Raw genomic sequence first — 21,164 nt, forward strand, 5'->3', positions numbered from 1 at the left:
CCCCCCCCCGCCCGCCCCCCCCCCCCCCCCCCCCCCCCCCCCCCCCCCCCCCCCCCCCCCCCCCCCCCCCCCGCGCCCACAGTTACTGCGCTCAGCCGTTAGAGCGCATCACGCGACGGCTGGCCATCGACCAGGCGCTGGATCCATAGCGGATTGCCGTTCTTCAACGCGTCCGGCAGTAAGCTGTCGGGGTAGTTCTGGAAGCACACCGGCCGCAGGAACCGATCAATCGCCAGCGTACCCACGGAGGTTCCACGCGCATCGGAAGTCGCCGGGAACGGACCGCCATGCACCATCGAATCACAGACTTCCACACCGGTCGGGTAGCCATTGAGCAGAATCCGCCCGACCTTCTGTTCCAGCAACGGCGTCAACTCGCCGAACTGCTCGAAGTCTGCCGGCTCACCAATGATCGTCGCCGTCAGTTGCCCGTGCAGCCCGTTCAATGCCGCACTGAGTTGCGCCTGGTCCGCCACTTCGACAAACACCGTGGTCGGGCCGAAGATTTCTTCCTGCAAGACTTCATCGCCATCGATCAACAGACCGACATCGGCCTTGAACAATTGCGGTTGCGCCTGATTCCCTTGCTGCGTACTACCCGCCAGATGCGTCACGCCGGGATGCGCGAGGAGTTTGTGCAGGCCTTTGCCGTAGCTGCTCAACGTCCCGGCATTGAGCATGGTTTGTGCGGGTTGATCATCGATCAACGACGCCACTTGCTGCACGAACGCACTGAACTGCGGCGAGCGGATGCCGATCACCAGGCCGGGATTGGTGCAGAACTGGCCGCAGCCTTGAATCACCGACGCCGTCAGATCACGGGCGACGGTTTCAGACCGCGCTTCCAGCGCTCGCGGCAGAACGATCACCGGGTTGATACTGGACATCTCGGCAAACACCGGGATCGGTTGCGCACGTGCCGCCGCCATGTCGCACAACGCGCGGCCGCCCTTGAGTGAGCCGGTGAAGCCAACCGCCTGAATCGCCGGATGCTTGACCAGCGCCTCACCCACCCCGCCGCCGTAGATCATGTTGAACACGCCAGCCGGCATGCCGGTTTTTTCCGCCGCACGGAGGATCGCGTCGGCAACCCGCTCGGCCGTTGCCATGTGGCCGCTGTGGGCCTTGAACACCACCGGACAACCGGCGGCCAGGGCTGAAGCGGTGTCGCCGCCCGCGGTGGAAAATGCCAGCGGGAAGTTGCTCGCACCAAACACCGCTACCGGACCGAGGCCGATGCGGTACTGACGCAGGTCGGGGCGCGGCAGCGGCTGGCGATCCGGCAAGGCTTTATCGATGCGTGCGCCATAGAAGTCGCCGCGCCGCAGGACCTTGGCGAATAACCGCATCTGGCCGCTGGTGCGACCGCGTTCACCTTGAATGCGTCCAGCCGGCAACGCCGTTTCGCGGCAGACCACGGCGACGAAGTCATCGCCCAACGCGTCCAGCTCATCGGCGATGGCATCAAGAAATTGCGCACGACGTTCGGCGCTCAGGCTGCGATAGGCCGGGTAAGCCACCGCGGCAGCCTTGGCGGCGGCGTCCACTTCTTCGGGCGTGGCCTGGACGAAATCGTGAGGCAACGCTTCGCCGGTGCTGGCGTCCACGCTCTGCAGTTTGACGCTGCCGGCCGCGCTGCGCTGGCCGCCGATGTAGTTGTGACCAAGAATCTGGGTCATGGGTTGCTCCTCAAAGTGTGCCTATGGTGCCGGGCTCGAACGCCGCTGCAACCGGTGCGATACCGTTGATCAACGGTGCGCCGAACTCGGCTTGACTGATTTCGAACACGTCACCCGGTTGGGTGCGAATGCCGTCAGCAAACGACAGGGTCGCGGTGCCGAAGAAGTGAACGTGCACGTCCCCCGGACGCAGGAACTGGCTGTATTTGAAATGGTGGTACTCAAGGTTTTCCAGGCTGTGGCACATGTTGGCCTCGCCGCTGAGAAACTCGTTCTGCCACAGCACCTCGCCGTTACGGAGAATGCGGCTGGTGCCTGCCAGGTGTTGAGGCAATTCACCCACGCGAAGTTCCGGCCCATAGCTGCAACTGCGCAATTTCGAGTGGGCCAGGTACAGGTAATTCTTGCGCTCCATGACGTGATCGGAGAACTCGTTGCCCACCGCGAAACCCAGGCGATAGGGCTTGCCGTCGTGGCCGATGACATACAGACCGCTGAGCTCGGGCTCTTCGCCCGCATCTTCGGCGAACGGTGGCAGCGGAAACGGTTGGCCCGGACGCACGACGATGCTGCCGTCGCCTTTATAGAACCATTCCGGCTGCACACCGGCCTGCCCCGCCGCCGGCTTTCCGCCCTCCACGCCCCATTTGAAAATGCGCATGGTGTCGGTCATTGCGGCTTCGTCACCGGCCTGTTGATGCATTTTGTCCCGCGCCGAGGCGCTGCCCAGATGGGTCAGGCCGGTGCCGCTGACCAGCAGGTGCGCCGGGTCCGGATGATCCAGCGGCGGCAGAATACGCAGTTGGCTCAGCAGTTCGGCGTAGTCGTGGCTGATGCCCAGGCCCAGGGTCTTCACCTGTTGCTCCAGATTGACGCCCGCCTCGATCGCCGCCAGTGCCAGGTCACGCACGGTGCGCGCATCCTGCACTTCGCGGACCAGACCGTCTTCGACTACGCCGACCCGGCGCTCGCCGTTTACCAATTCGAATTGAACCAGACGCATGAAAGTCTCCTGTTTAAGTCCACACCGCTTCCCCATGTGGGAGCGAGCCTCCTCGCGATAGCGGTGTGTCAGTCGCCGTAAATGTTGAATGGGGTATCCATCGCGAGCAGGCTCGCTCCCACAGGGTCAAGCGGTGTTGCTGAATCAGGTGCGGGTCGCGCCGCGGGCACTCGCCGCGAACTGATCAACCGGCAATACATGCTTGCGCTCCAACAGGCGATACACCACGCCGGTCAGCACCAGCCCGAACAGCATCACTGCGGAGAGGAAATACAACCCGGATGCCAGATTCCCGGTGTATTCCTTCAACGCCCCGATCACGAACGGACCGATGTAGCCGCCGAGGTTGCCCACCGAGTTGATCAGCGCAATGCCCGCCGCCGCACTGGCGCCGGCAAAGAAGCGACCGGGCAAGGTCCAGAACACCGCGGTGCAGGAAAACAGTGCGAATGCCACCAGGCACAACGCCGCCAGTTGCAGCACCGGCAGCGTCAGCCACGCACTGAGGAACAGGCCGATGGCACCCAGCACATACAGCACCGCCAGGTGGCCGTAGCGATCATTCAAACGGTCGGAACTGCGCGGGATGATCAGCAAACCGATGATCCCGAAGAGATACGGCACCGAGGACACGAAACCGGTCACCAGGTCAGTGCCGCCAAACTGTTTGATCAGCGTCGGCAACCACAGGCCCAGACCGTAGATGCTCAGGGTCACCGGCAGATAGAACAGCGCCAGCAGCAACACCCGCTTGTCCTTGAGCGCATGCAGCGGATTGCCATGGCGAGTCTGGCCGTACTCTTCCAGGTCCTTTTTCAGCTCGCCGGCCAGCCAGTCTTTCTCGGACTGCTCCATCCATTTCACCTGTTGCGGGCCATCAGGCAACCAGCGCAGCACCGGCCAGGTCAGCAGGATCGCCGGGGTGCCGATGACGATGAACAGCCACTGCCAGCCGTGCAATCCAAGGATGCCGTCCATGCCGAGCAGGCCGCCGGACACCGGGCCGGTGATCAGCATGGCAATCGGTTGAGACAGGATGAACAGGCCGAGGATCTTGCCGCGATGGCGAACCGGGAACCACTGGGTGATGTAGTACAGAACGCCTGGGAAGAACCCGGCTTCGGCGGCACCAAGCAGAAAACGCATCACGTAAAAGCTGTGCGGCCCCTGGACGAAGGCCATGCCGATGGTGATGGCGCCCCAGGTGATCATGATCCGCGCAAACCAGCGCCGCGCGCCAAAACGTTCGAGCATTAGGTTGCTGGGGATTTCCAGCAGGAAGTAACCGATGAAGAACAGTCCGGCACCGAGGCCGTAGGCCGCATCGCCGATACCGATGTCAGCGCCCATGTGCAGCTTGGCGAAACCTACGGCGGAGCGGTCCACATAGGCGATCAGGTACAGCAAAATCAGGAAGGGAATCAGTTTCAGCGTGATGCGACGAATAAGCCGCAGTTCCTGGCTCATGAGATCGGTCTCCGATTGTTGTTGTTATAGAACCTCGGGGGACGCCTCTCGCGGAAAACCACCAGGGCCATCCCTCCACTGAGCGCGACTATATAGTAATACTATTTAAGCTCGCAACACTTCCAAACCGCGGAATTTGCGCTTATGTTAGGCGTCAGCTCGAACAATATAGTCATACAATAAGAGAATCGATCATGTCTGATAAGAAACCCACCCTGCGCTCCGCCCAATGGTTTGGCACGGCCGACAAGAACGGCTTCATGTACCGCAGCTGGATGAAGAATCAGGGCATCGCCGACCACCAGTTCCACGGCAAACCGATCATCGGCATTTGCAACACCTGGTCGGAGCTGACCCCGTGCAACGCGCATTTCCGTCAGATTGCCGAGCACGTCAAACGCGGCGTGATCGAAGCCGGGGGCTGGCCGGTCGAGTTCCCGGTGTTTTCCAACGGCGAGTCAAACCTGCGTCCGACCGCGATGTTCACTCGCAACCTGACGAGCATGGACGTCGAAGAAGCCATTCGCGGCAACCCCATCGATGGTGTGGTGCTGCTGACCGGCTGCGACAAAACCACCCCCGCCCTGTTGATGGGCGCCGCCAGTTGTGACGTGCCGGCGATCGTGGTCACCGGCGGGCCGATGCTCAACGGCAAGCACAAAGGCCAGGACATTGGATCGGGCACCGTGGTCTGGCAGCTCAGCGAACAAGTGAAGGCTGGCACCATCACCCTCGATGACTTCCTGGCGGCAGAGGGTGGCATGTCCCGATCCGCGGGCACCTGCAACACCATGGGCACCGCGTCCACCATGGCCTGCATGGCCGAAGCCCTCGGCACTTCCCTGCCCCACAACGCGGCGATTCCCGCCGTCGATGCACGTCGCTATGTGTTGGCGCACATGTCCGGCATGCGCGCGGTGGAGATGGTCCGGGAAGACTTGCGGTTGTCGAAGATCCTCACCAAGGAAGCCTTCGAAAACGCGATCCGGGTGAACGCGGCCATCGGCGGTTCGACCAACGCGGTGATCCATTTGAAAGCCATCGCCGGTCGCATCGGCGTGGACCTGGAGCTGGACGACTGGACCCGCATCGGCCGCGGCATGCCGACCATCGTCGACCTGCAGCCGTCCGGCCGTTTTCTGATGGAAGAGTTCTACTACGCCGGCGGCTTGCCGGCCGTGCTGCGTCGCCTCGGCGAAGCCAACCTGATTCCGCACCCGAACGCCTTGACCGTGAACGGCAAGACCCTCGGCGAAAACACCAAGGACGCGCCGATCTATGGCCAGGACGAAGTGATTCGCACACTCGACAATCCGATCCGCGCCGACGGCGGCATCTGCGTGTTGCGCGGCAACCTGGCGCCGTTGGGAGCCGTGCTCAAACCGTCTGCGGCCAGTGCCGAACTGATGCAGCATCGCGGCCGTGCGGTGGTGTTCGAGAACTTCGACATGTACAAGGCGCGGATCAACGACCCGGAACTGGACGTCGATGCCGATTCGATTCTGGTGATGAAGAACTGCGGGCCGAAGGGTTATCCGGGCATGGCCGAAGTCGGCAACATGGGCCTGCCGGCGAAACTGCTGGCGCAAGGCGTGACCGACATGGTGCGGATTTCCGATGCGCGCATGAGCGGTACCGCGTACGGCACGGTGGTGTTGCATGTGGCGCCGGAAGCGGCGGCCGGCGGCCCTCTGGCGACCGTGAAGGAAGGTGACTGGATCGAACTGGATTGCGCCAATGGTCGTCTGCACCTGGATATTCCGGATGCGGAGCTGGCGGCGCGCATGGCCGATCTGCAACCGCCGCAGAACCTGATCCTCGGCGGTTACCGTCAGCTGTACGTCGACCATGTGCTGCAAGCGGATCAGGGTTGCGATTTCGACTTCCTGGTCGGATGCCGCGGTTCAGAAGTGCCGCGCCACTCCCACTAATCTCACCCTCCCCTGTGGGAGCGGGCTCGCTCGCGAAAGCGGTGTGTCAGTTAACTTATGTATTGACTGCAACACCGCTTTCGCGAGCAAGCCCGCTCCCACATTTGATTTGCACTTGCCTCAAGATTGCGCCGTGCCTGCTATCATGCGCGGCATCTCCACCGCACAGGATCGCGCCGTTCCCCATGGATTACCGCAAACCCTCCGACCGCAAAAGCATGCACTCGCGCATCGTCCAGGAACTGGGCATGCAGATCGTTTCGGGTCGCTTCAAACCGGACGACAAACTGCCCGCCGAAGCCCTGCTGTGCGAAGAGTACGCGGTCAGCCGCCCGGTGCTGCGCGAAGCCACGCGCGTGCTGGTCGCCAAAGGCCTGGTGTATTCCCGTCCGCGGGTGGGCACGGTGGTCAAGCAGCGCAAGGAATGGCACATGCTCGATCCGGACGTCCTGCACTGGTTGATGCAAAGTAGCCCGCAAAATGAATTCTTCGATCTGCTGACCAGCGTGCGCAGCATCATCGAACCCGCCGCTGCCGCCCTGGCCGCGCAGTTCGCCACCGACGCCGACATTGCCTCCATCGGTGAAGCGTATCAACGCATGGAAGCGGCACTGACACCGGAAGCCCTGCTGCAACCGGACCTGGATTTCCACAGCCGCATCGCAGACGCGACCCACAACGACCTGCTGGCCAACCTGTGCAACATGTTGTCAGTGGCGATTGCCGAGGCGCTGAAGCATTCCAACCAGCGGCCGAACCTGCATGAACTGGCGTTGCCACGGCACAAGGCGATACTCACCGCGATCGAGAACCGTGATGCGCTGGGTGCGCGGCATGCGACGTTGGTGCAGCTGGATGATGCGCGCAGTGCGTTGAATGTGGTGTTGGGTTCCGAGCCTTCCTGAACACCACTATCCCTGTGGGAGCTGGCTTGCCAACTCCCACAGGAGTTGTGTCGATCTTCAGTGTAAAAAAAGCCGCAACCCTGAGGTTGCGGCTTTTTCAGTTCAAACCGGGATCAGTGGGCAAACAACGAATTGCCCTTCTGCCCCGCCAGCTTTTCCGGCTTGATCAGGAACCGCGCCAGTGCCGGCAGCAGCCACAGCGCGCCGAACATGTTCCAGAGCAGCATGAAGGTCAGCATCAGGCCCATATCGGCCTGGAACTTGATGGCCGAGAAGATCCAGGTGCACACGCCGATCGCCAGGCACAGACCGGTGAACAGCACCGCTTTACCGGTGGATTTCAGGGTCTGGTAATAGGCTTCCTGCAACGGCAGGCCGGCACGCAGGAAACTTTCCAGGCGGCTGTAGATGTAGATGCCGTAGTCCACGCCAATCCCCACACCCAGCGCCACCACCGGCAATGTCGCGACTTTCACGCCGATGCCCATGAAGGCCATCAGGGCATTGCCGAGCACCGAGGTCAGCACCAGCGGCAACACAATGCACAAGGTCGCGGCCCAGGAACGGAAGGTGATCATGCACATCGTCGCCACGCAGATGTAGACGAGGATCAGGATGGTCAGCTCGGATTCCTTGATCACCTCATTGGTGGCCGCCTCGATCCCGGCGTTACCGGCGGCCAGAATGAATTCCAGGCCTTCCTTGTTGTTCTCCTTGGCGAAGTCCTGCACCGCATGCACCGCGCGATCCAGCGTCGCCGCCTTGTGATCGTTGAGGAACACCAGCACCGGCGCCAGGGAGCAACTGTTGTTGTACAGGCCATCGGCCCGGGCGATGGAGTTGTTCAGCACGTCCGGGTTGCGCGACAGGGTTTCCCATTTCAGGTTGCCCTCGTTCATGCCCTTGATCATCTGCTTGGACACGGTCACCAGGGAGATCGCCGACTGCACGCCCTCGGTGTTCTGCATCTTCCACATCAGTTCGTCGATGGGCGCCATGGCTTCGTAGCGCGAGCAGCCTTCAGCCTTGGTCTTGACCATCACCACCAACACGTCGGAACTGGTGGAATAGTTGTTGATGATGAAGTTGTTGTCCTTGTTGTAGCGCGAATCCGGGCGCAGCTCAGGGGCCCCCTGGTCGAGGTCGCCGATTTTCAGGTTCTGGCTGTACCAGAGGCCGCCACCGAAGGCCAGCAAGGCCAGGACGATCGACACCGGTGCGACTTTCGGGCTGGCAAAGTTCGACAGCAGGCGCCAGAACGGGTGTTCGCGGTGCGCGTCTTTCTTGCTGCGCTCGACCGCACGTTTACTGATGCCGACGTAGGAAATCGCCACGGGCAGCAGGATCAGGTTGGTGAACACGATCACCGCTACGCCGATGGACGCGCCGATGGCCAGCTCGCGGATCACGCCGATGTCGATGATCAGCAGCGTGATGAAGCCGACCGCGTCCGCCAGGATCGCGATCATCCCCGGCAGGAACAGTTGGCGGAAAGTACGCCGTGCCGCGGTCAAGGCGTTGTCGGCCTCGCTGGACTGCAAGGCGATGCCATTGATTTTCTGCACGCCGTGGGAAATACCAATGGCGAAGATCAGGAACGGCACCAGCATCGAATACGGATCGAGCCCGAACCCGAAAAAGTGCATCAAGCCGAGCTGCCAGACCACCGCCACCAGCGTGGTACTCAACACCGCCACGGTGCTGCGCATGCAGTTGGTGAACCAGTACAGCAGGATCAGGGTGATGATGAAGGCGACGCCGAAGAACATCACCACCATCACCAGGCCATCAATCAGGTCGCCGACTTTCTTGGCGAAACCGACGATGTGGATCTGCACGTTGGGGTTCTGTTTTTCAAACTTGTCGCGGATCTTTTCTTCCAGCTCGTGGGAGAACTTGCGGTAGTCGAGCGCCAGCAACTTGCCCTGGTCCTGCGGGTCCGGATAAGACTCCAGCAGCGGGATGTCGACGATGCTCGACTTGAAGTCGTTGGCCACCAGACGCCCGACCTGCCCGGACTTGAGCACGTTGTTGCGCAGCAGGTCGAGGCTTTCCTGGGATCCGTTGTAACTCTGCGGGATCACTTCACCGCCAGCGAAGCCCTCCTCCGTCACCTCGGTCCAGCGTACGCTCGGGCTCCACAGCGACTTGAGGCCGGAACGATCGACGCCGGAAATGTAGAACACTTCGTCGTTGATCTGACGCAGGGTCTCCATGTACTCCTTGGAGAAGATGTCGCCGTCGGTGGCTTCCACCGAAATCCGCACGGTGTTGCCCAGGTTCGCCAGATCGTTGCGGTGCTCCATCATCTTTTGAATGAACGGATGCTCCAGCGGGATCATTTTTTCGAAGCTGGTGGACGGCCGGATCAGCGTCGCCTGCCAGAACAGAAAAATGCTGACCAGCAGGCAGATCACAATCACTGCCGGGCGGTTGTTGAAGATCAGGCGTTCGAGAAACGTCGCCTTGTCCTGGTGATGGCTTGTCATGGATGTCATAGCTCCGCCCTTCTTATTATTTGCCCAGCTCTGAGCCGGTTGGCGAAGTAGCGCGAACGCCGCCCTGTCCTGCCAGAATCAGATTACCGTTGCCCGCTGCAGTCACCGCCGAAACGGAAATGCGATCCGGGCGGTTGAACACGCTGAAGGTTTCGCCGTTGTCATTGCTGCGGATCACGCTGCCACCGTTGCCGACGATCACGATGGAACCGTCGTCCAGCAGCGTAGCGCCGGACAAGCCAAATTCCAGTGCGCCGCGGGCGGCTTTCAGCTCGACCGGTTCCCAGGTGCTGCCGAAATCGGTGGAGCGGAACAGATTGCCGCGCAGACCGTAGGCCAGCAGCGTGTTGGCCTGGGCGGTACCGATCACACCGAACAACGAGCCTTCGTATGGGCCTTCAAGCTTTTCCCAGGTCTGGCCCCAATCAGCGGAGCGGAACATGCTGCCCTGCTCGCCGACGATGAACAGCCCGGCATCCTTGATCGCACCGATGGCGTTGAGGTGATACTGGTCTTCGTTGTCCAGGCGATCGCTGACGTCTTCCCAGTGCTTGCCGCCGTCGGTGGTGGCCATCAACGCGCCGTAAGCCCCCACGGCAAAGCCGCTGTTGACGTCCTGGAACCAGACATCGAGCAGCGGCGCTTCACGTTTGAGGTCTTCGAATTGCTTGGTCCAGGTGACGCCGCCGTCCTCGCTGGCGAGGATCTGTGCGTCGTGGCCGACGGCCCAGCCGTGCTTGTCATCGACAAAATAGACCGAGGTCAGCAGTTGCCGGGTCGGCACTTTGGCCTGGGTCCAGGTGGTGCCCTGGTCATCGGAATAGAGAATGTGTCCGCGATCACCGACCGCCACGAGGCGCTTGCCGGCATGGACGACGTCAAGCATCAGGCTTTTGCTGGCCTTGGCGGACTCAACGGCATAAACCATGTCGGACGCTGGCGCCGCCGCGGCCAGCACCGGTGCCGACAACACGGCACAGCCCAGCAGCGAGAGCGCTGTAGCCAGCAACGCGATTTTGCGCAGCGCCGGCGGGCGGCAAGTACCCACACCCATGACAGGCTCACTCATAGACCTTCCCCCATTATTATTGTTAGGTCGTTCAACCTTTCAGGGCGCCGTAAGGGGTGCTCGTGGGGATTGAATGGTTAGGAGCATAGTCCTGAAACCCGCAATCCAGAGCCCCTTCGGAAGCTGGCTTATCCTATCGGGGTTTGGAAAGGTCTGACAATCGACGCCACGTTATGTTTTGTTAACCTGCGGGGTGCAGTGGGATGGGTGAATGATGGGGTATCAGGCGGGGTGATTGTTGGGGGACGCATTCCACTGTAGGAGCGAGCTTGCTCGCAATGGACGGCAACGATAACACGGGAAACCAGACGCCCGCGGCGCTCTCGGGTATTTCGCGAGCAGGCTCGCTCCCACAGGATCCGAGTGAACCCCGAGGGAGCTAACCGCGACCTTATGCCAGGCTTTTGCTGACCACTTCAAACACGTCGCTGGACAGCTGACCCGAAGCGCGAATTCGCTCCAGCTCACCTTTCATCAATGCCTGACGAGCATCGTCATACTTGCGCCAGCGCGTCAGCGGTGCCAGTTGGCGAGAGGCGATCTGTGGGTTGAAGCCGTTCAGTTCGATCACCAGATCGGCGAGGAAGCGATAACCCGAGCCATCCGCCGCGTGGAAGTTGATCAGGTTCTGCCCGGCAAACGCGCCGACCAGTGCCCGCACCTTGTTCGGGTTCTTGATGTTGAACGCCGGGTGCTGCATCAACGCCTTGACCCGCTCCAAGCCACCCGGTAACGGGCTGCCGGCCTGAACGCCGAACCATTGATCCATGACCAGCGGGTTATCCTTGAAGTGCTCGGCAAAACTCGCCAGCGCGGCGGCCTTCTCTTCTTCATGAGGCGAGTTGACCAGCACGGCCAACGCCGTCAAGCGCTCGGTCATGTTGTCGCTGGTCTCGAACTGCTCGAGCGTGGCCGCCAGGACTTCAGGTTTACCCACCAACATCAGGTACGACAGCGCAATGTTCTGCAGCGCACGACGAGCAAAGTGCTCGGCCTCGGCGACATACGGCGTTTTCTTCGACAGGTCGCGGTTGGCCTGATAACGCAGCCACAACGCCTCGAACAAACCATCGGCCAATTGCTTGCGGGCAAATTCCCGGGCGATGTGGATGGCGTCGACGTCGGCCACTTCGCTGATTTCGGTCAGATACGCCTCGCCTGGCAGCGAGAGCATTTCGGCGACCATCGCCTGGTCCAGCGTCTCGTCCGACAACACCGTGCGCAAGGCCGTTACCAGACGCTGATCCAGCACCAGCGTCTCGCCCCGCTGCTGCTGGGCGATCAATTCTTGCAAGACCTGAACCGACAATTGCTGACCGGCATCCCAGCGGTTGAAACCGTCGCTGTCGTGCTGCATCAGGAACATCAGTTGGTCGCGGTTGTACGGGAAGCTCAGTTTCACCGGCGCCGAGAAGCCACGCAGCAGCGAAGGCAGCGGTTGTTCGGCGATATCGACGAAGGTGAAGGTCTGCTCGGCTTCAGTCACCGAAATCACCCGCGACGTGCCTTGAGCGCTGGCTTCGCCGGACAGACGCAGGGCAATCGCTGCGCCTGTCGAATCCAGCAGGCCCAGCTCTACCGGAATCACGAACGGCAGTTTTTCAACTTTATCCGGGGTCGGCGGGCAGCTCTGTCGGAACGTCAGGCTGTAGGTTTTCGCGGCGGCGTCGTAGGACTCACTTACCGCGAGACGCGGCGTACCGGCCTGGCTGTACCAGCGCTTGAACTGAGTCAGGTCGACACCGTTGGCGTCTTCCATGGCTTTGATGAAATCGTCGCAGGTGACGGCCTGGCCGTCGTGGCGTTCGAAATACAGGTCGCTGCCTTTGCGGAAGCCGTCGGCGCCGAGCAAGGTGTGGATCATGCCGACCACTTCCGAGCCCTTTTCATACACGGTCAGGGTGTAGAAGTTGGAAATCTCGATGAAGCTGTCCGGACGCACGGCGTGGGCCATCGGGCCGGCGTCTTCGGCGAACTGGTGCGTGCGCAGGTAAGCCACGTCCTGGATGCGTTTCACGGTGGCCGAGTTCATATCGGCGGAGAAACCGGAATCACGGAATACGGTGAAACCTTCCTTCAGCGACAACTGGAACCAGTCGCGGCAGGTCACGCGGTTGCCCGACCAGTTGTGGAAATATTCGTGGGCGACGATCGCTTCCACACGCTGGTGCGCGGCATCGGTCGCGGTTTCAGCACGGGCCAGCACGGCGCTGGAGTTGAAGATGTTGAGGCCCTTGTTCTCCATGGCGCCCATGTTGAAGTCGTTGACCGCGACGATCATGAAGATGTCCAGGTCGTATTCGCGACCGTAGACTTCTTCATCCCAGCGCATGGACTTCTTCAGGCTGTTCATGGCGTGCTGGCACTTGTCGATATTTTCCGGCTCGACGTAGATGCGCAGCGCCACCGAGCGCTGGGTCATGGTGGTGAAGGTGTCCTCGACGCACCACAAGTCACCGGCCACCAACGCGAACAGGTACGCCGGTTTCATGAACGGGTCTTCCCAGGTCGCCCAGTGCCGGCCGTCTTCGCCCGGACCGCTGGCAATCGGGTTGCCGTTGGACAGCAACACCGGGTAGCTGTGCTGTTCAGCGACCACCGTGGTGGTGAACTTGCTCATCACGTCCGGACGGTCGAGGTAATAGGTGATCTTGCGAAAGCCTTCAGCCTCGCACTGGGTGCAGAACATACCGCTGGATTTGTACAGGCCTTCCAGCGCGGTGTTGGTTTCCGGATGAATCCGGACGCTGGTGTCGACCGTGAACGTGGTGCTGGTCGGGTGCAGGGTCAGGTGGTTTTCGGTCAGTTGATAATCCGCGTCGCTCAATTCGCGGTCCGCCAGCGTCACCGCCAAAAGCTCAAGCTGCTGACCATCCAGCACCAGCGGCGGCAGGCCCGGGCCACGCTCGGGGTTGCGGCGCATCACCAGTTGCGCGTGGACCAGGCTGTGGTCCTCGAACAACTCGAAGGTCAGGTGCGTCTCGTCGATCAGGTATTCAGGCGCCTGATAGTCCTTCAAATAGATCATCTTCGGTTGTTCGGTGCGCATGCTGGAATCCTTACTGATGCACGGCGAGCTGATAAGCCGTGTATTTACGAATGTTGATCACGCCGGTGTCGAAAATCAGGTATTGGCCCTTGATCCCCAGCAGCGTGCCTTCGGCAATCGGGTTCTTGTCCAGGTTGAAACTGACGATCTTGGCCGGGTACTGCTCGACCGGATAACGGATTTCGAGTGGCGCCACGTCCGCAATGGTCTGGATTGCCTGCAGGCCGAATCGTTCCTGCAATGCTTGTAATCCCTCGGCACAGCTTTCAAACAGCTGATCGCGAACTTCGGCCAGGTCCACGGAAATCGCTTCGCCCTTGAGTAAAGCACGCCAATTGGTCTTGTCGGCCACCTGACTGCGGAACAGGTCTTCGACGAAACCCGACTGCTGGCGGCTCGCCACGCGCATGATCGGCAACGCCTGACGGGCACCCTGGTCGATCCAGCGGGTCGGCAGCTGGGTGGCGCGGGTGATTCCGACTTTCACCCCGGACGAGTTCGACAGGTAAACGATGTGATCGGTCATGCAGAACTTCTCGCCCCACTCCGGCTCACGGCAGGTGCCTGCGTCGTAGTGGCATCGCTCTGGACTCATGATGCACAGGTCGCACTGCGCCAGCTTGGTCATGCACGGATAGCAGTAACCCTGGCTGAAACTGGTTTTGGTCTTGCGCCCGCAATGGGAGCAGAAGATCGCTCCCAGGTATTCGAGGCGAACCGTGCTGCCGATCAATGGATTGACCGGCACCTCGACCTCGCCCAGACGAAACGCGTACTGCACGTCGGACCCGTCCAGGCGTGCCGACATCTTGCTGATTGCACCGCGGCCAATCTCGATCAATGGATGGCATCCGACTTGAACAGGATGTTGGGCACGCTGATCGACTTGGAGCTGCATTCCTGCGGCCCCATGTAGCCCGTCCGCTCTTCTTCCGGCAGGTTCTGGACTTCCCAGGCGATCATTGCTTGCAGCGACAATTCCCTTTGCTCGGCGGTGAGCTTGCCACCGTCGGACCATTTACCGATTTCCACCGCCAATTTCAGGCTCTGGTAGATGTCCGGGGTGATGTTCTTGATCATTTCGTTGAAAGAGGACATTGGGTCTCCGCGCTCTTTGATTCACGTAACTGTTTTAGACGGCCAGTTTACGGCGGTTGTACGAACCACCCAACAAGCCGGTCAAGCATCCGACGAGCAACCCGCCAACATGGGCGGCGTTGGCGATTTCACCGAAACCGATCATCGAGACCAGCCCCGACAGGCACAGCAGCAGCCACACCAGCATCATCACCAGCACGCCACGCGGCAGGCGATAGGCGCGGTTCGGCGACAACAGCTGGAAAATCCAGCAATGCCCGAGCAGGCCGTACAGCACACCGGACAACCCGCCGAACAGGGTCGGGCCGCTGAAAACGAACTGCGCATAATTCGACACCAGGGCAAACAGCAGCGTCAGGCCGATCAGGTTGATGCTGCCCTGACGCGACTCGATGCGCCGCCCCAGCTCCCAATACCACATGCCGTTCATGGCCAGGTGCAGGAAGCCGAAGTGGATCAGCATCGGCGTTACCAGGCGCCACCACTGCCCCGCTTCCAGGCTGTCGGCCAGTGGGGTGAAATGCAGGTATTCGCCAACCACGCGAAAATCGAGGAAGGTGAACCAATGCAGGGTGGCGAGGTTTTCACCCAGCAGCGTCACCGCACCGACGATCAGGGTCAGCAATAGCACCAGCGCCGTCGCCTTGGCGTGGCGCAGCTGCTCGACGAAACCCGGGCGCTTGGTGGTTTGCGCCACCGGGATATCCAGCTGGTGATCGGGATCGCCGGCGGGAAAGCGCTCGTACAGCACGCGCACGTCGTCGCTGATATTGGCCGGCACCCATAACACCTGCTCGCCCTCTTCTTCACTGACCCGATGTGGCACCTGCATGCGTTGCAACAGGTTGACGAACCCGCTCAGGTCCACCGCCAGCGGCAGGCGCAGTACGGCAACGGCACTCATCGCAGCACCTCCGGCCGTTCGACATCGACCCAGACAAACTTATGCGGATCGAGCCGGGTTTCCTGGTCCAGGCGATAGGCAACCAGTTTGCCGTAGAGCACCGCGCTGTAGTCCAGGCAGGCCAGGTTCGGCCGGATCGGCGCCGGTTTGCCGCTGCGCCAGTAGTGGCCGACGAACAGCAAAGGCTCGTCCACGCCATAGCGCAGCAGGGTGTTTTTTTCGGTGGAGGACAGCGGCGTTCGGGCCACGGGTTCCGGCAGGGCGTCAGGCTGGAACACAATGTCTCCGTAGGTTTGCGGGTCGTCTTCCCAGAACTTGGTGCGGAAGAACGATCGCGTCAGGCCATCGCCGCTGGTCATGGTCAAGCCGTCAGGCAAGCGCATGTCGGTGCCGCGCAGCAAACGGTCGAACACGGTGCAGGCAAAGCTGCCCGGCACGGCCGAGGCCTGGAGGAAGTGCTCATCGATGCAGCCATCGGGAAACTGCGCGCGCAGCGGCTCGATCAGGCCCGCGTCCCAGCAGGCGTGCACCACGCGGAAACGCCCGGCATCGACAAACAGCGGCAAATCGTAGAACCACTGCTGGAAGTCGTGCCAATCGCCGGGGTGGTGTTCAAACTGGGTCAGGGTCTCACCAAGCAGACGCGCGTGACGGGGCGTGTGCTCGCGCACGAATTGCTTGCCACTGCCCGGCGGCGCTGGCGTGCTCCAGCCGAGTGCATTGAATTCATGGTTGCCCATGATGCACAGCGCCTGGCCGGCCTCGACCATGTCGTGGACGATGTGCAGCGCTTCGCGAATTCGCGGACCTCGGTCGATGATGTCACCGACGAACACCGCCATGCGCGACGCATGCCGCCAGACGCCACCCTGTTTGTGATAACCGAGCTGGTCGAGCAAGTGCTCAAGGGTCAGAGCGCAACCGTGCACGTCACCGATCAGATCGTAACTTCGCGCGGGATCGAGCATCAGTCGCCTCCACCCCCCAACTTGCTGCCCCAGCCGAGCTTGGTCCGGCAGACTTCATAATAGTTGTGGTCGAGCGGGTGGATCAGCCGCAGCTTCTGCGCTTTCTTGCTGACGGTGATGGTGTCGCCCGGTGCGCAGGTGAAATGGTTCTGCCCATCGCAGGAGACTTGCGGGTAGATCTGCATATCCTTGGACACGACGATTTTCAGCTCACTGTTGCCATCGACCACAATTGGCCTGCCCGACAAGGTATGGGGGTACATGGGCACAATCACAATAGCGTCGAGCTTGGGATGCATGATCGGGCCGCCCGCCGACAACGCGTAGGCGGTCGAGCCGGTCGGCGTGGCGACGATCAGCCCGTCGGCCTTCTGGCTGCAGACGAACTGGCCATCGATGTACAGCTCGAACTCGATCATTCGCGTGGATTTGCCGGGGTGCAGCACCACGTCGTTCAGCGCATCACCCTGACCGATGGCCTCGGCGTGACGGCGGACTTCAGCCTGCAGCAGAAAGCGGTTTTCCACCAGATAATGGCCGTCCAGCACTTCGGCGACTTTGACTTCGAGTTCGTCCGGGCGGATATCTGTCAGGAAGCCCAGGCTGCCGCGGTTGATGCCGAGCACCGGGATATTGTGTCGGGCCAGCGCGCGGGCGGCGCCCAACAGGCTGCCGTCACCGCCGACGACAATCACCATGTCACAGACTTCGCCGAGCATCTTGCGCGACGAGGTTTGCAGGCCATGCCCCGGCAGCACTTCGGCGATGGTGTCTTCGAGGATCACGTGCAAGTGACGATCGAGCAGAAAGCGTTTCAGTCGGCGGACGGTATCCAGCACCTGCGAACTGCCCAGGCGACCGATGATGCCGATATTACGAAATTGCTCCATGGTGCCTCTAAAGTCTGCGGCGACGAAAAGCACGATTATGGGCGAAAGCGCGGGATAGACAAAATCCTTTCAGCTACAAGGGTGTACTCAGGTTTAGGGCTATGCTCGCAAGATGATCCTATTTCCCGATTTGCTGCAGTTACCCCACCAGTTGCGCCACCCCGAGGTGCGCGACCTGGCCTGGGTCATCCTCGCGCCGCCGATGCTCGAAGTCACGCCGTGGCCCCAACGCCATCCGCTGACCGGCAGCGACTGGGTGCAGGCCCCGGAACGACTGGAGCTGTGGCTGCGACAGCTCGATCGCGACAGCTACGATTTACTGCACTGGCTGGCCCAGGCCCGGACCCGCCGCCTGGGCCTTTATTACGAACGGCTGTGGCAATACGCGGTGCGCCACGCGCCGGGCATCGACCTGATCGCCGCTAACCTGCCGATCCGCCGCGAGGGCCATACCTTGGGCGAACTGGACATGCTGTTGCGCGACCGCGACGGTGTGCATCACCTGGAACTGGCCATCAAGCTTTACCTCGGCCCACAGAATGGCGACGGACACGACACGGCGTTGTGGCTGGGCCCCGGCTGCCATGATCGGCTGGACCGCAAACTGGCGCACCTGAGCCAGCATCAACTGCCGATTTCCGCCCGGCCCGAAAGCCGCGAGGTACTGGCCGCGCTGGATATCCAGCCATTCAGTGCGCATTTGTGGTTGGGGGGTTATCTGTTGTATCCCTGGCCGGGGCAGTCGCAATCGCCGGACGGCGCGCACCCGCAGCATTTGCGCGGCAGCTGGCTGCATCAAAGGGACTGGAAGGACTTTGTCGCCCAGCGTCCGTACGGGCGCTGGCAACCCCTGCCCCGGCATGCCTGGCTGGCGCCGGCGCATTATCCGGTGGAACAGACCTGGAACGCCGAGCAGCTGCAGACGTGGCTCAACGAGCTGGAGCCGCTGGCGCCAGCGCAGTTGCTAGTGCGCCTGATCGAGAACGACGATGGCGACTGGGAGGAAGCGGAGCGGTTGTTTCTGGTGGCGGATCTTTGGCCGAATGTGCCGGGTGGTGGTTGAGTGTTGTGAGTGTTCGCACCGGCCTCTTCGCGAGCAAGCCCGCTCCCACAGGGAAACGCATCCCATGTGGGAGCGGGCTTGCTCGCGAACGGGCCAACCCGGTTTATATGGACAGCCGCACTGCCAACGCCGCCAACGTCACCAGCAACACCGGCACCGTCAACACAATCCCGACCTTGAAGTAATACCCCCAGCCGATCCGGATATTCTTGCGCTCCAGCACATGCAGCCACAGCAACGTCGCCAGGCTGCCAATCGGCGTGATCTTCGGCCCCAGGTCGCTGCCGATGACGTTGGCATAGATCATCGCCTCCTTTACCACCCCCATCGCCTGGCTGGCATCAATCGACAACAGGCCGATCAGCACCGTCGGCAGGTTGTTCATGATCGACGACAGCACCGCCGTCAGCACGCCAGTGCCCATCGCTGCACCCCAGACGCCGTAACCGGCAAACCCGTCCAGCCAACTCGCCAGATACCCGGTGAGCCCGGCGTTGCGCAGGCCGTAGACCACCAGATACATGCCCAGGGAAAAAATCACGATCTGCCACGGTGCTTCTTTCATGACCTTGCGCGTGGAAATCTTGTGACCTCGCGCGGCAATGCCCAACAGCAGCGCCGCGCACACCGCTGAAATGGCGCTGATCGGGATGCCCAAGGGCTCCAGCGCGAAGCAGCCGAGCAACAGGATCACCAGAACCACCCAACCCGCGAAAAAAGTCGCCTTGTCGTGGATCGCGCTGGCCGGATCTTCCAACTGCTCAGGGTCGTAATCCTTCGGAATGTCGCGCCGGAAGAACCACATCAATACCGCCAACGTCGCCGCGACGCTGACCAGGTTGACCGGAATCATCACCGCCGCATAGCGATTGAAGGTGATGTGGAAGAAATCGGCGGAAACGATATTGACCAGGTTCGACACCACCAGCGGCAGGCTCGCGGTATCGGCGATGAACCCGGCGCCCATGACGAAGGCCAGGGTCGCCGCCGGGGAAAAGCGCAAGGCCAGCAACATGGAAATCACGATCGGCGTGAGGATCAGCGCCGCGCCGTCATTGGCGAATAGTGCCGAGACCAGCGCCCCCAGCAGTACCATGTAAGCGAACAACTTGCGGCCACTGCCGCGGCCCCAACGGGCGACATGCAGCGCCGCCCAGGCAAAGAACCCCGCCTCATCCAGCAACAGGCTGATGATGATCAACGCGACAAAGGTGCCGGTGGCATTCCAGATGATCTGCCACACAATCGGGATATCGCTCAGGTGCACCACGCCAAAGATCAGCGCCAGCACAGCGCCGAACACGGCGCTCCAGCCAACGCCCAGGCCTTTGGGTTGCCAGATCACCAGGGTGATGGTCAGCAGGAAAATCAGCGACGCGATGAGCATGCAAAGCAGCCTTACAAAAAACAAACCGCGATTCAGCCGTAATGTGCGCGAGGAGTAAAGCCAAAACACATCGCCGTGCAGCGATTTGCCTGTACAAACCTCGGAAACGACGATCGCCCTTGCAGGAGCGTGGCTTGCCCGCGAAGGCGGGTGTGTCAGGCGGCCTCAATGCTGACAGGCACGCCGCCTTCGCGGGCAAGCATCGCGCCTGCAGGGTTTGTCAGACTTTCTTGTGCTGCTCGACCCACTGCCCGTAAGCATTGATAAAGTTTTGCAGAAACGGCTTCACCGACTCCGACAACTTGCCCGCCTCATCGAACGCCGACCCCGCGCCGCCCAAATAGGCTTCCGGCTGCTGCATGCACGGCACATTGAGAAACACCATCGACTGACGTAAATGATGGTTCGCGCCAAACCCGCCGATCGCCCCCGGCGACACGCTGATAATCGCACCCGGCTTACCGCCCCACGCGCTCTGGCCATAAGGGCGCGACCCTACGTCGATCGCATTCTTCAGCGGCGCCGGAACCGACCGGTTGTATTCCGGGGTGACGAACAGCAACGCGTCGGATGAACTCACTTGCTGCCGGAAAGTGCTGTAGGCTGCCGGCGGTGAAGCACCATCGATGTCTTCGTTGTACAGCGGCAAATCGCCAATTTCGACGATCTTCAGTTTGAGGTTTGCAGGTGCGAGATCGGCCAGGGCCAGTGCAACCTTGCGATTGATCGATTCCTTTCTCAAGCTGCCGACCACAACGGCGATCGTGTAAACGTTGCTCATGGAAGATTCTCGACTGTTCGATGGAAAGAGCTTGTAGTTATAGATGACGTATCAATCAGTGGGCGAGCAAAAATGCCGCCCCTGACTATTTTTTTCCTGTAGGAAAACTTACCTCGCCCAACAACGGTCTACAGAACCGCAAATTGAGTGATTTATCTCCAGAGGTTCTAAGCAGATGGCAGCAGTACTCGTCGGTCAGTTCCATGCAAGAGACGCAGAAGGCCGTGTCTATTCCGTGCATGAGTTCCAGGAATCCACCCCACCGGCAGACGGCCTCACCGGCTCCGCGCCTGTCACCACCTATAAACTGGCCATCGGTGATCGCGTTAAAAAACTCGATGACAACCAGTTTCTGCTGGTTCAGTCGGACATCACCATTGTTCGCGAACCTGACACCTACATTGCTGGCCTGCCGGAAACCAACGTCGCCTCATAACCTCGCGTTATGAGCAGAAGTCATAGGCACGGACTT

Annotated in this window: 17 protein-coding genes; 4 read left to right on the forward strand and 13 right to left on the reverse strand. The window is 61.2% G+C overall.

Annotated features, from left to right (window positions below):
- Positions 1-98: 98 nt before the first annotated feature.
- The 3 genes from NTD84_RS17465 to NTD84_RS17475 form a co-directional block, all read right to left on the reverse strand.
- Complete coding sequence (locus NTD84_RS17465) at positions 99-1,679, reverse strand: aldehyde dehydrogenase (NADP(+)) (protein WP_262167807.1); 1,581 nt, start codon at positions 1,677-1,679, stop codon at positions 99-101.
- Between the two features lie 10 nt (positions 1,680-1,689).
- Positions 1,690-2,682 carry an AraD1 family protein gene (gene araD1, locus NTD84_RS17470; RefSeq protein WP_262167808.1) on the reverse strand — a complete coding sequence of 331 codons (993 nt, stop codon included), beginning with the start codon at positions 2,680-2,682 and terminating at the stop codon, positions 1,690-1,692.
- 144 nt (positions 2,683-2,826) lie between these two features.
- Positions 2,827-4,149, reverse strand: coding sequence for an MFS transporter (locus NTD84_RS17475; protein WP_262167809.1), 1,323 nt, complete (start codon positions 4,147-4,149; stop codon positions 2,827-2,829).
- 194 nt (positions 4,150-4,343) lie between these two features.
- Between NTD84_RS17475 and NTD84_RS17480 the strand changes: the two genes are divergently transcribed.
- Together NTD84_RS17480 and NTD84_RS17485 are read left to right on the forward strand one after the other, a co-directional pair.
- The gene (locus NTD84_RS17480; RefSeq protein ID WP_262167812.1) at positions 4,344-6,080 is read left to right on the forward strand and encodes an IlvD/Edd family dehydratase; all 1,737 of its coding nucleotides are present in this window, start codon (positions 4,344-4,346) and stop codon (positions 6,078-6,080) included.
- A 185-nt stretch (positions 6,081-6,265) separates the two neighbouring features.
- A complete protein-coding gene (locus NTD84_RS17485; protein WP_262167815.1) occupies positions 6,266-6,985 on the forward strand; it encodes a FadR/GntR family transcriptional regulator in 720 nt (239 codons plus the stop codon).
- A gap of 113 nt (positions 6,986-7,098) precedes the next feature.
- Here NTD84_RS17485 and NTD84_RS17490 read toward each other — a convergent pair whose 3' ends face one another.
- The 8 genes from NTD84_RS17490 to NTD84_RS17525 form a co-directional block, all read right to left on the reverse strand.
- Positions 7,099-9,474, reverse strand: coding sequence for an efflux RND transporter permease subunit (locus NTD84_RS17490; protein ID WP_410017366.1), 2,376 nt, complete (start codon positions 9,472-9,474; stop codon positions 7,099-7,101).
- Positions 9,475-9,499: 25 nt separating this feature from the next.
- Positions 9,500-10,552, reverse strand: coding sequence for a WD40/YVTN/BNR-like repeat-containing protein (locus tag NTD84_RS17495; protein ID WP_262167820.1), 1,053 nt, complete (start codon positions 10,550-10,552; stop codon positions 9,500-9,502).
- Positions 10,553-10,943: 391 nt separating this feature from the next.
- The gene (pepN, locus tag NTD84_RS17500) at positions 10,944-13,601 is read right to left on the reverse strand and encodes an aminopeptidase N (protein ID WP_262167821.1); all 2,658 of its coding nucleotides are present in this window, start codon (positions 13,599-13,601) and stop codon (positions 10,944-10,946) included.
- Positions 13,602-13,611: 10 nt separating this feature from the next.
- On the reverse strand, positions 13,612-14,442 hold the full coding sequence (locus tag NTD84_RS17505; RefSeq protein WP_262167824.1) for a DUF2797 domain-containing protein: 831 nt from the start codon (positions 14,440-14,442) through the stop codon (positions 13,612-13,614).
- Positions 14,439-14,699: a YeaC family protein gene (locus NTD84_RS17510; protein WP_157712939.1), complete on the reverse strand. Its 261-nt coding sequence runs from the start codon at positions 14,697-14,699 to the stop codon at positions 14,439-14,441. Before NTD84_RS17510 ends, NTD84_RS17505 begins: the two co-directional genes overlap by 4 nt.
- Positions 14,700-14,733: 34 nt before the next feature.
- Positions 14,734-15,603: a rhomboid family intramembrane serine protease gene (locus tag NTD84_RS17515; RefSeq protein ID WP_262167827.1), complete on the reverse strand. Its 870-nt coding sequence runs from the start codon at positions 15,601-15,603 to the stop codon at positions 14,734-14,736.
- Positions 15,600-16,574 carry a metallophosphoesterase gene (locus NTD84_RS17520; protein ID WP_262168187.1) on the reverse strand — a complete coding sequence of 325 codons (975 nt, stop codon included), beginning with the start codon at positions 16,572-16,574 and terminating at the stop codon, positions 15,600-15,602. The genes NTD84_RS17515 and NTD84_RS17520 overlap by 4 nt, the downstream gene beginning before the upstream one ends.
- Positions 16,571-17,461 carry an NAD(+) kinase gene (locus tag NTD84_RS17525; RefSeq protein ID WP_007988608.1) on the reverse strand — a complete coding sequence of 297 codons (891 nt, stop codon included), beginning with the start codon at positions 17,459-17,461 and terminating at the stop codon, positions 16,571-16,573. Before NTD84_RS17525 ends, NTD84_RS17520 begins: the two co-directional genes overlap by 4 nt.
- 112 nt (positions 17,462-17,573) lie before the next feature.
- Between NTD84_RS17525 and NTD84_RS17530 the strand changes: the two genes are divergently transcribed.
- Positions 17,574-18,524 carry a DUF1853 family protein gene (locus tag NTD84_RS17530; protein WP_262167831.1) on the forward strand — a complete coding sequence of 317 codons (951 nt, stop codon included), beginning with the start codon at positions 17,574-17,576 and terminating at the stop codon, positions 18,522-18,524.
- Between the two features lie 103 nt (positions 18,525-18,627).
- Here the strand turns inward: NTD84_RS17530 and NTD84_RS17535 are convergent, their stop codons facing one another.
- Both NTD84_RS17535 and NTD84_RS17540 read right to left on the reverse strand, forming a co-directional pair.
- Positions 18,628-19,911 (reverse strand): arsenic transporter, encoded by a 1,284-nt coding sequence (locus tag NTD84_RS17535; protein ID WP_262167833.1) that lies wholly within the window; start codon positions 19,909-19,911, stop codon positions 18,628-18,630.
- A gap of 220 nt (positions 19,912-20,131) precedes the next feature.
- Positions 20,132-20,692, reverse strand: coding sequence for an NADPH-dependent FMN reductase (locus tag NTD84_RS17540; protein ID WP_262167836.1), 561 nt, complete (start codon positions 20,690-20,692; stop codon positions 20,132-20,134).
- Positions 20,693-20,867: 175 nt separating this feature from the next.
- Between NTD84_RS17540 and NTD84_RS17545 the strand changes: the two genes are divergently transcribed.
- Positions 20,868-21,128 (forward strand): hypothetical protein, encoded by a 261-nt coding sequence (locus NTD84_RS17545; protein ID WP_262167837.1) that lies wholly within the window; start codon positions 20,868-20,870, stop codon positions 21,126-21,128.
- Positions 21,129-21,164: the final 36 nt, after the last annotated feature.

This window comes from Pseudomonas sp. 14P_8.1_Bac3 (assembly GCF_025466085.1).
Classification (GTDB): Bacteria; Pseudomonadota; Gammaproteobacteria; order Pseudomonadales; family Pseudomonadaceae; genus Aquipseudomonas.

Excerpts from the sequence above, each read along its gene's own strand:
- NTD84_RS17465 (WP_262167807.1), bottom strand. The coding sequence starts at position 1,679 with ATGACCCAGATTCTTGGTCACAACTACATCGGCGGCCAGCGCAGCGCG.
- araD1 (WP_262167808.1), bottom strand. The coding sequence starts at position 2,682 with ATGCGTCTGGTTCAATTCGAATTGGTAAACGGCGAGCGCCGGGTCGGC.
- NTD84_RS17475 (WP_262167809.1), bottom strand. The coding sequence starts at position 4,149 with ATGAGCCAGGAACTGCGGCTTATTCGTCGCATCACGCTGAAACTGATT.
- NTD84_RS17480 (WP_262167812.1), top strand. The coding sequence starts at position 4,344 with ATGTCTGATAAGAAACCCACCCTGCGCTCCGCCCAATGGTTTGGCACG.
- NTD84_RS17485 (WP_262167815.1), top strand. The coding sequence starts at position 6,266 with ATGGATTACCGCAAACCCTCCGACCGCAAAAGCATGCACTCGCGCATC.
- NTD84_RS17490 (WP_410017366.1), bottom strand. The coding sequence starts at position 9,474 with ATGACAAGCCATCACCAGGACAAGGCGACGTTTCTCGAACGCCTGATC.
- NTD84_RS17495 (WP_262167820.1), bottom strand. The coding sequence starts at position 10,552 with ATGAGTGAGCCTGTCATGGGTGTGGGTACTTGCCGCCCGCCGGCGCTG.
- pepN (WP_262167821.1), bottom strand. The coding sequence starts at position 13,601 with ATGCGCACCGAACAACCGAAGATGATCTATTTGAAGGACTATCAGGCG.
- NTD84_RS17510 (WP_157712939.1), bottom strand. The coding sequence starts at position 14,699 with ATGTCCTCTTTCAACGAAATGATCAAGAACATCACCCCGGACATCTAC.
- NTD84_RS17515 (WP_262167827.1), bottom strand. The coding sequence starts at position 15,603 with ATGAGTGCCGTTGCCGTACTGCGCCTGCCGCTGGCGGTGGACCTGAGC.
- NTD84_RS17525 (WP_007988608.1), bottom strand. The coding sequence starts at position 17,461 with ATGGAGCAATTTCGTAATATCGGCATCATCGGTCGCCTGGGCAGTTCG.
- NTD84_RS17530 (WP_262167831.1), top strand. The coding sequence starts at position 17,574 with ATGATCCTATTTCCCGATTTGCTGCAGTTACCCCACCAGTTGCGCCAC.
- NTD84_RS17535 (WP_262167833.1), bottom strand. The coding sequence starts at position 19,911 with ATGCTCATCGCGTCGCTGATTTTCCTGCTGACCATCACCCTGGTGATC.
- NTD84_RS17540 (WP_262167836.1), bottom strand. The coding sequence starts at position 20,692 with ATGAGCAACGTTTACACGATCGCCGTTGTGGTCGGCAGCTTGAGAAAG.
- NTD84_RS17545 (WP_262167837.1), top strand. The coding sequence starts at position 20,868 with ATGGCAGCAGTACTCGTCGGTCAGTTCCATGCAAGAGACGCAGAAGGC.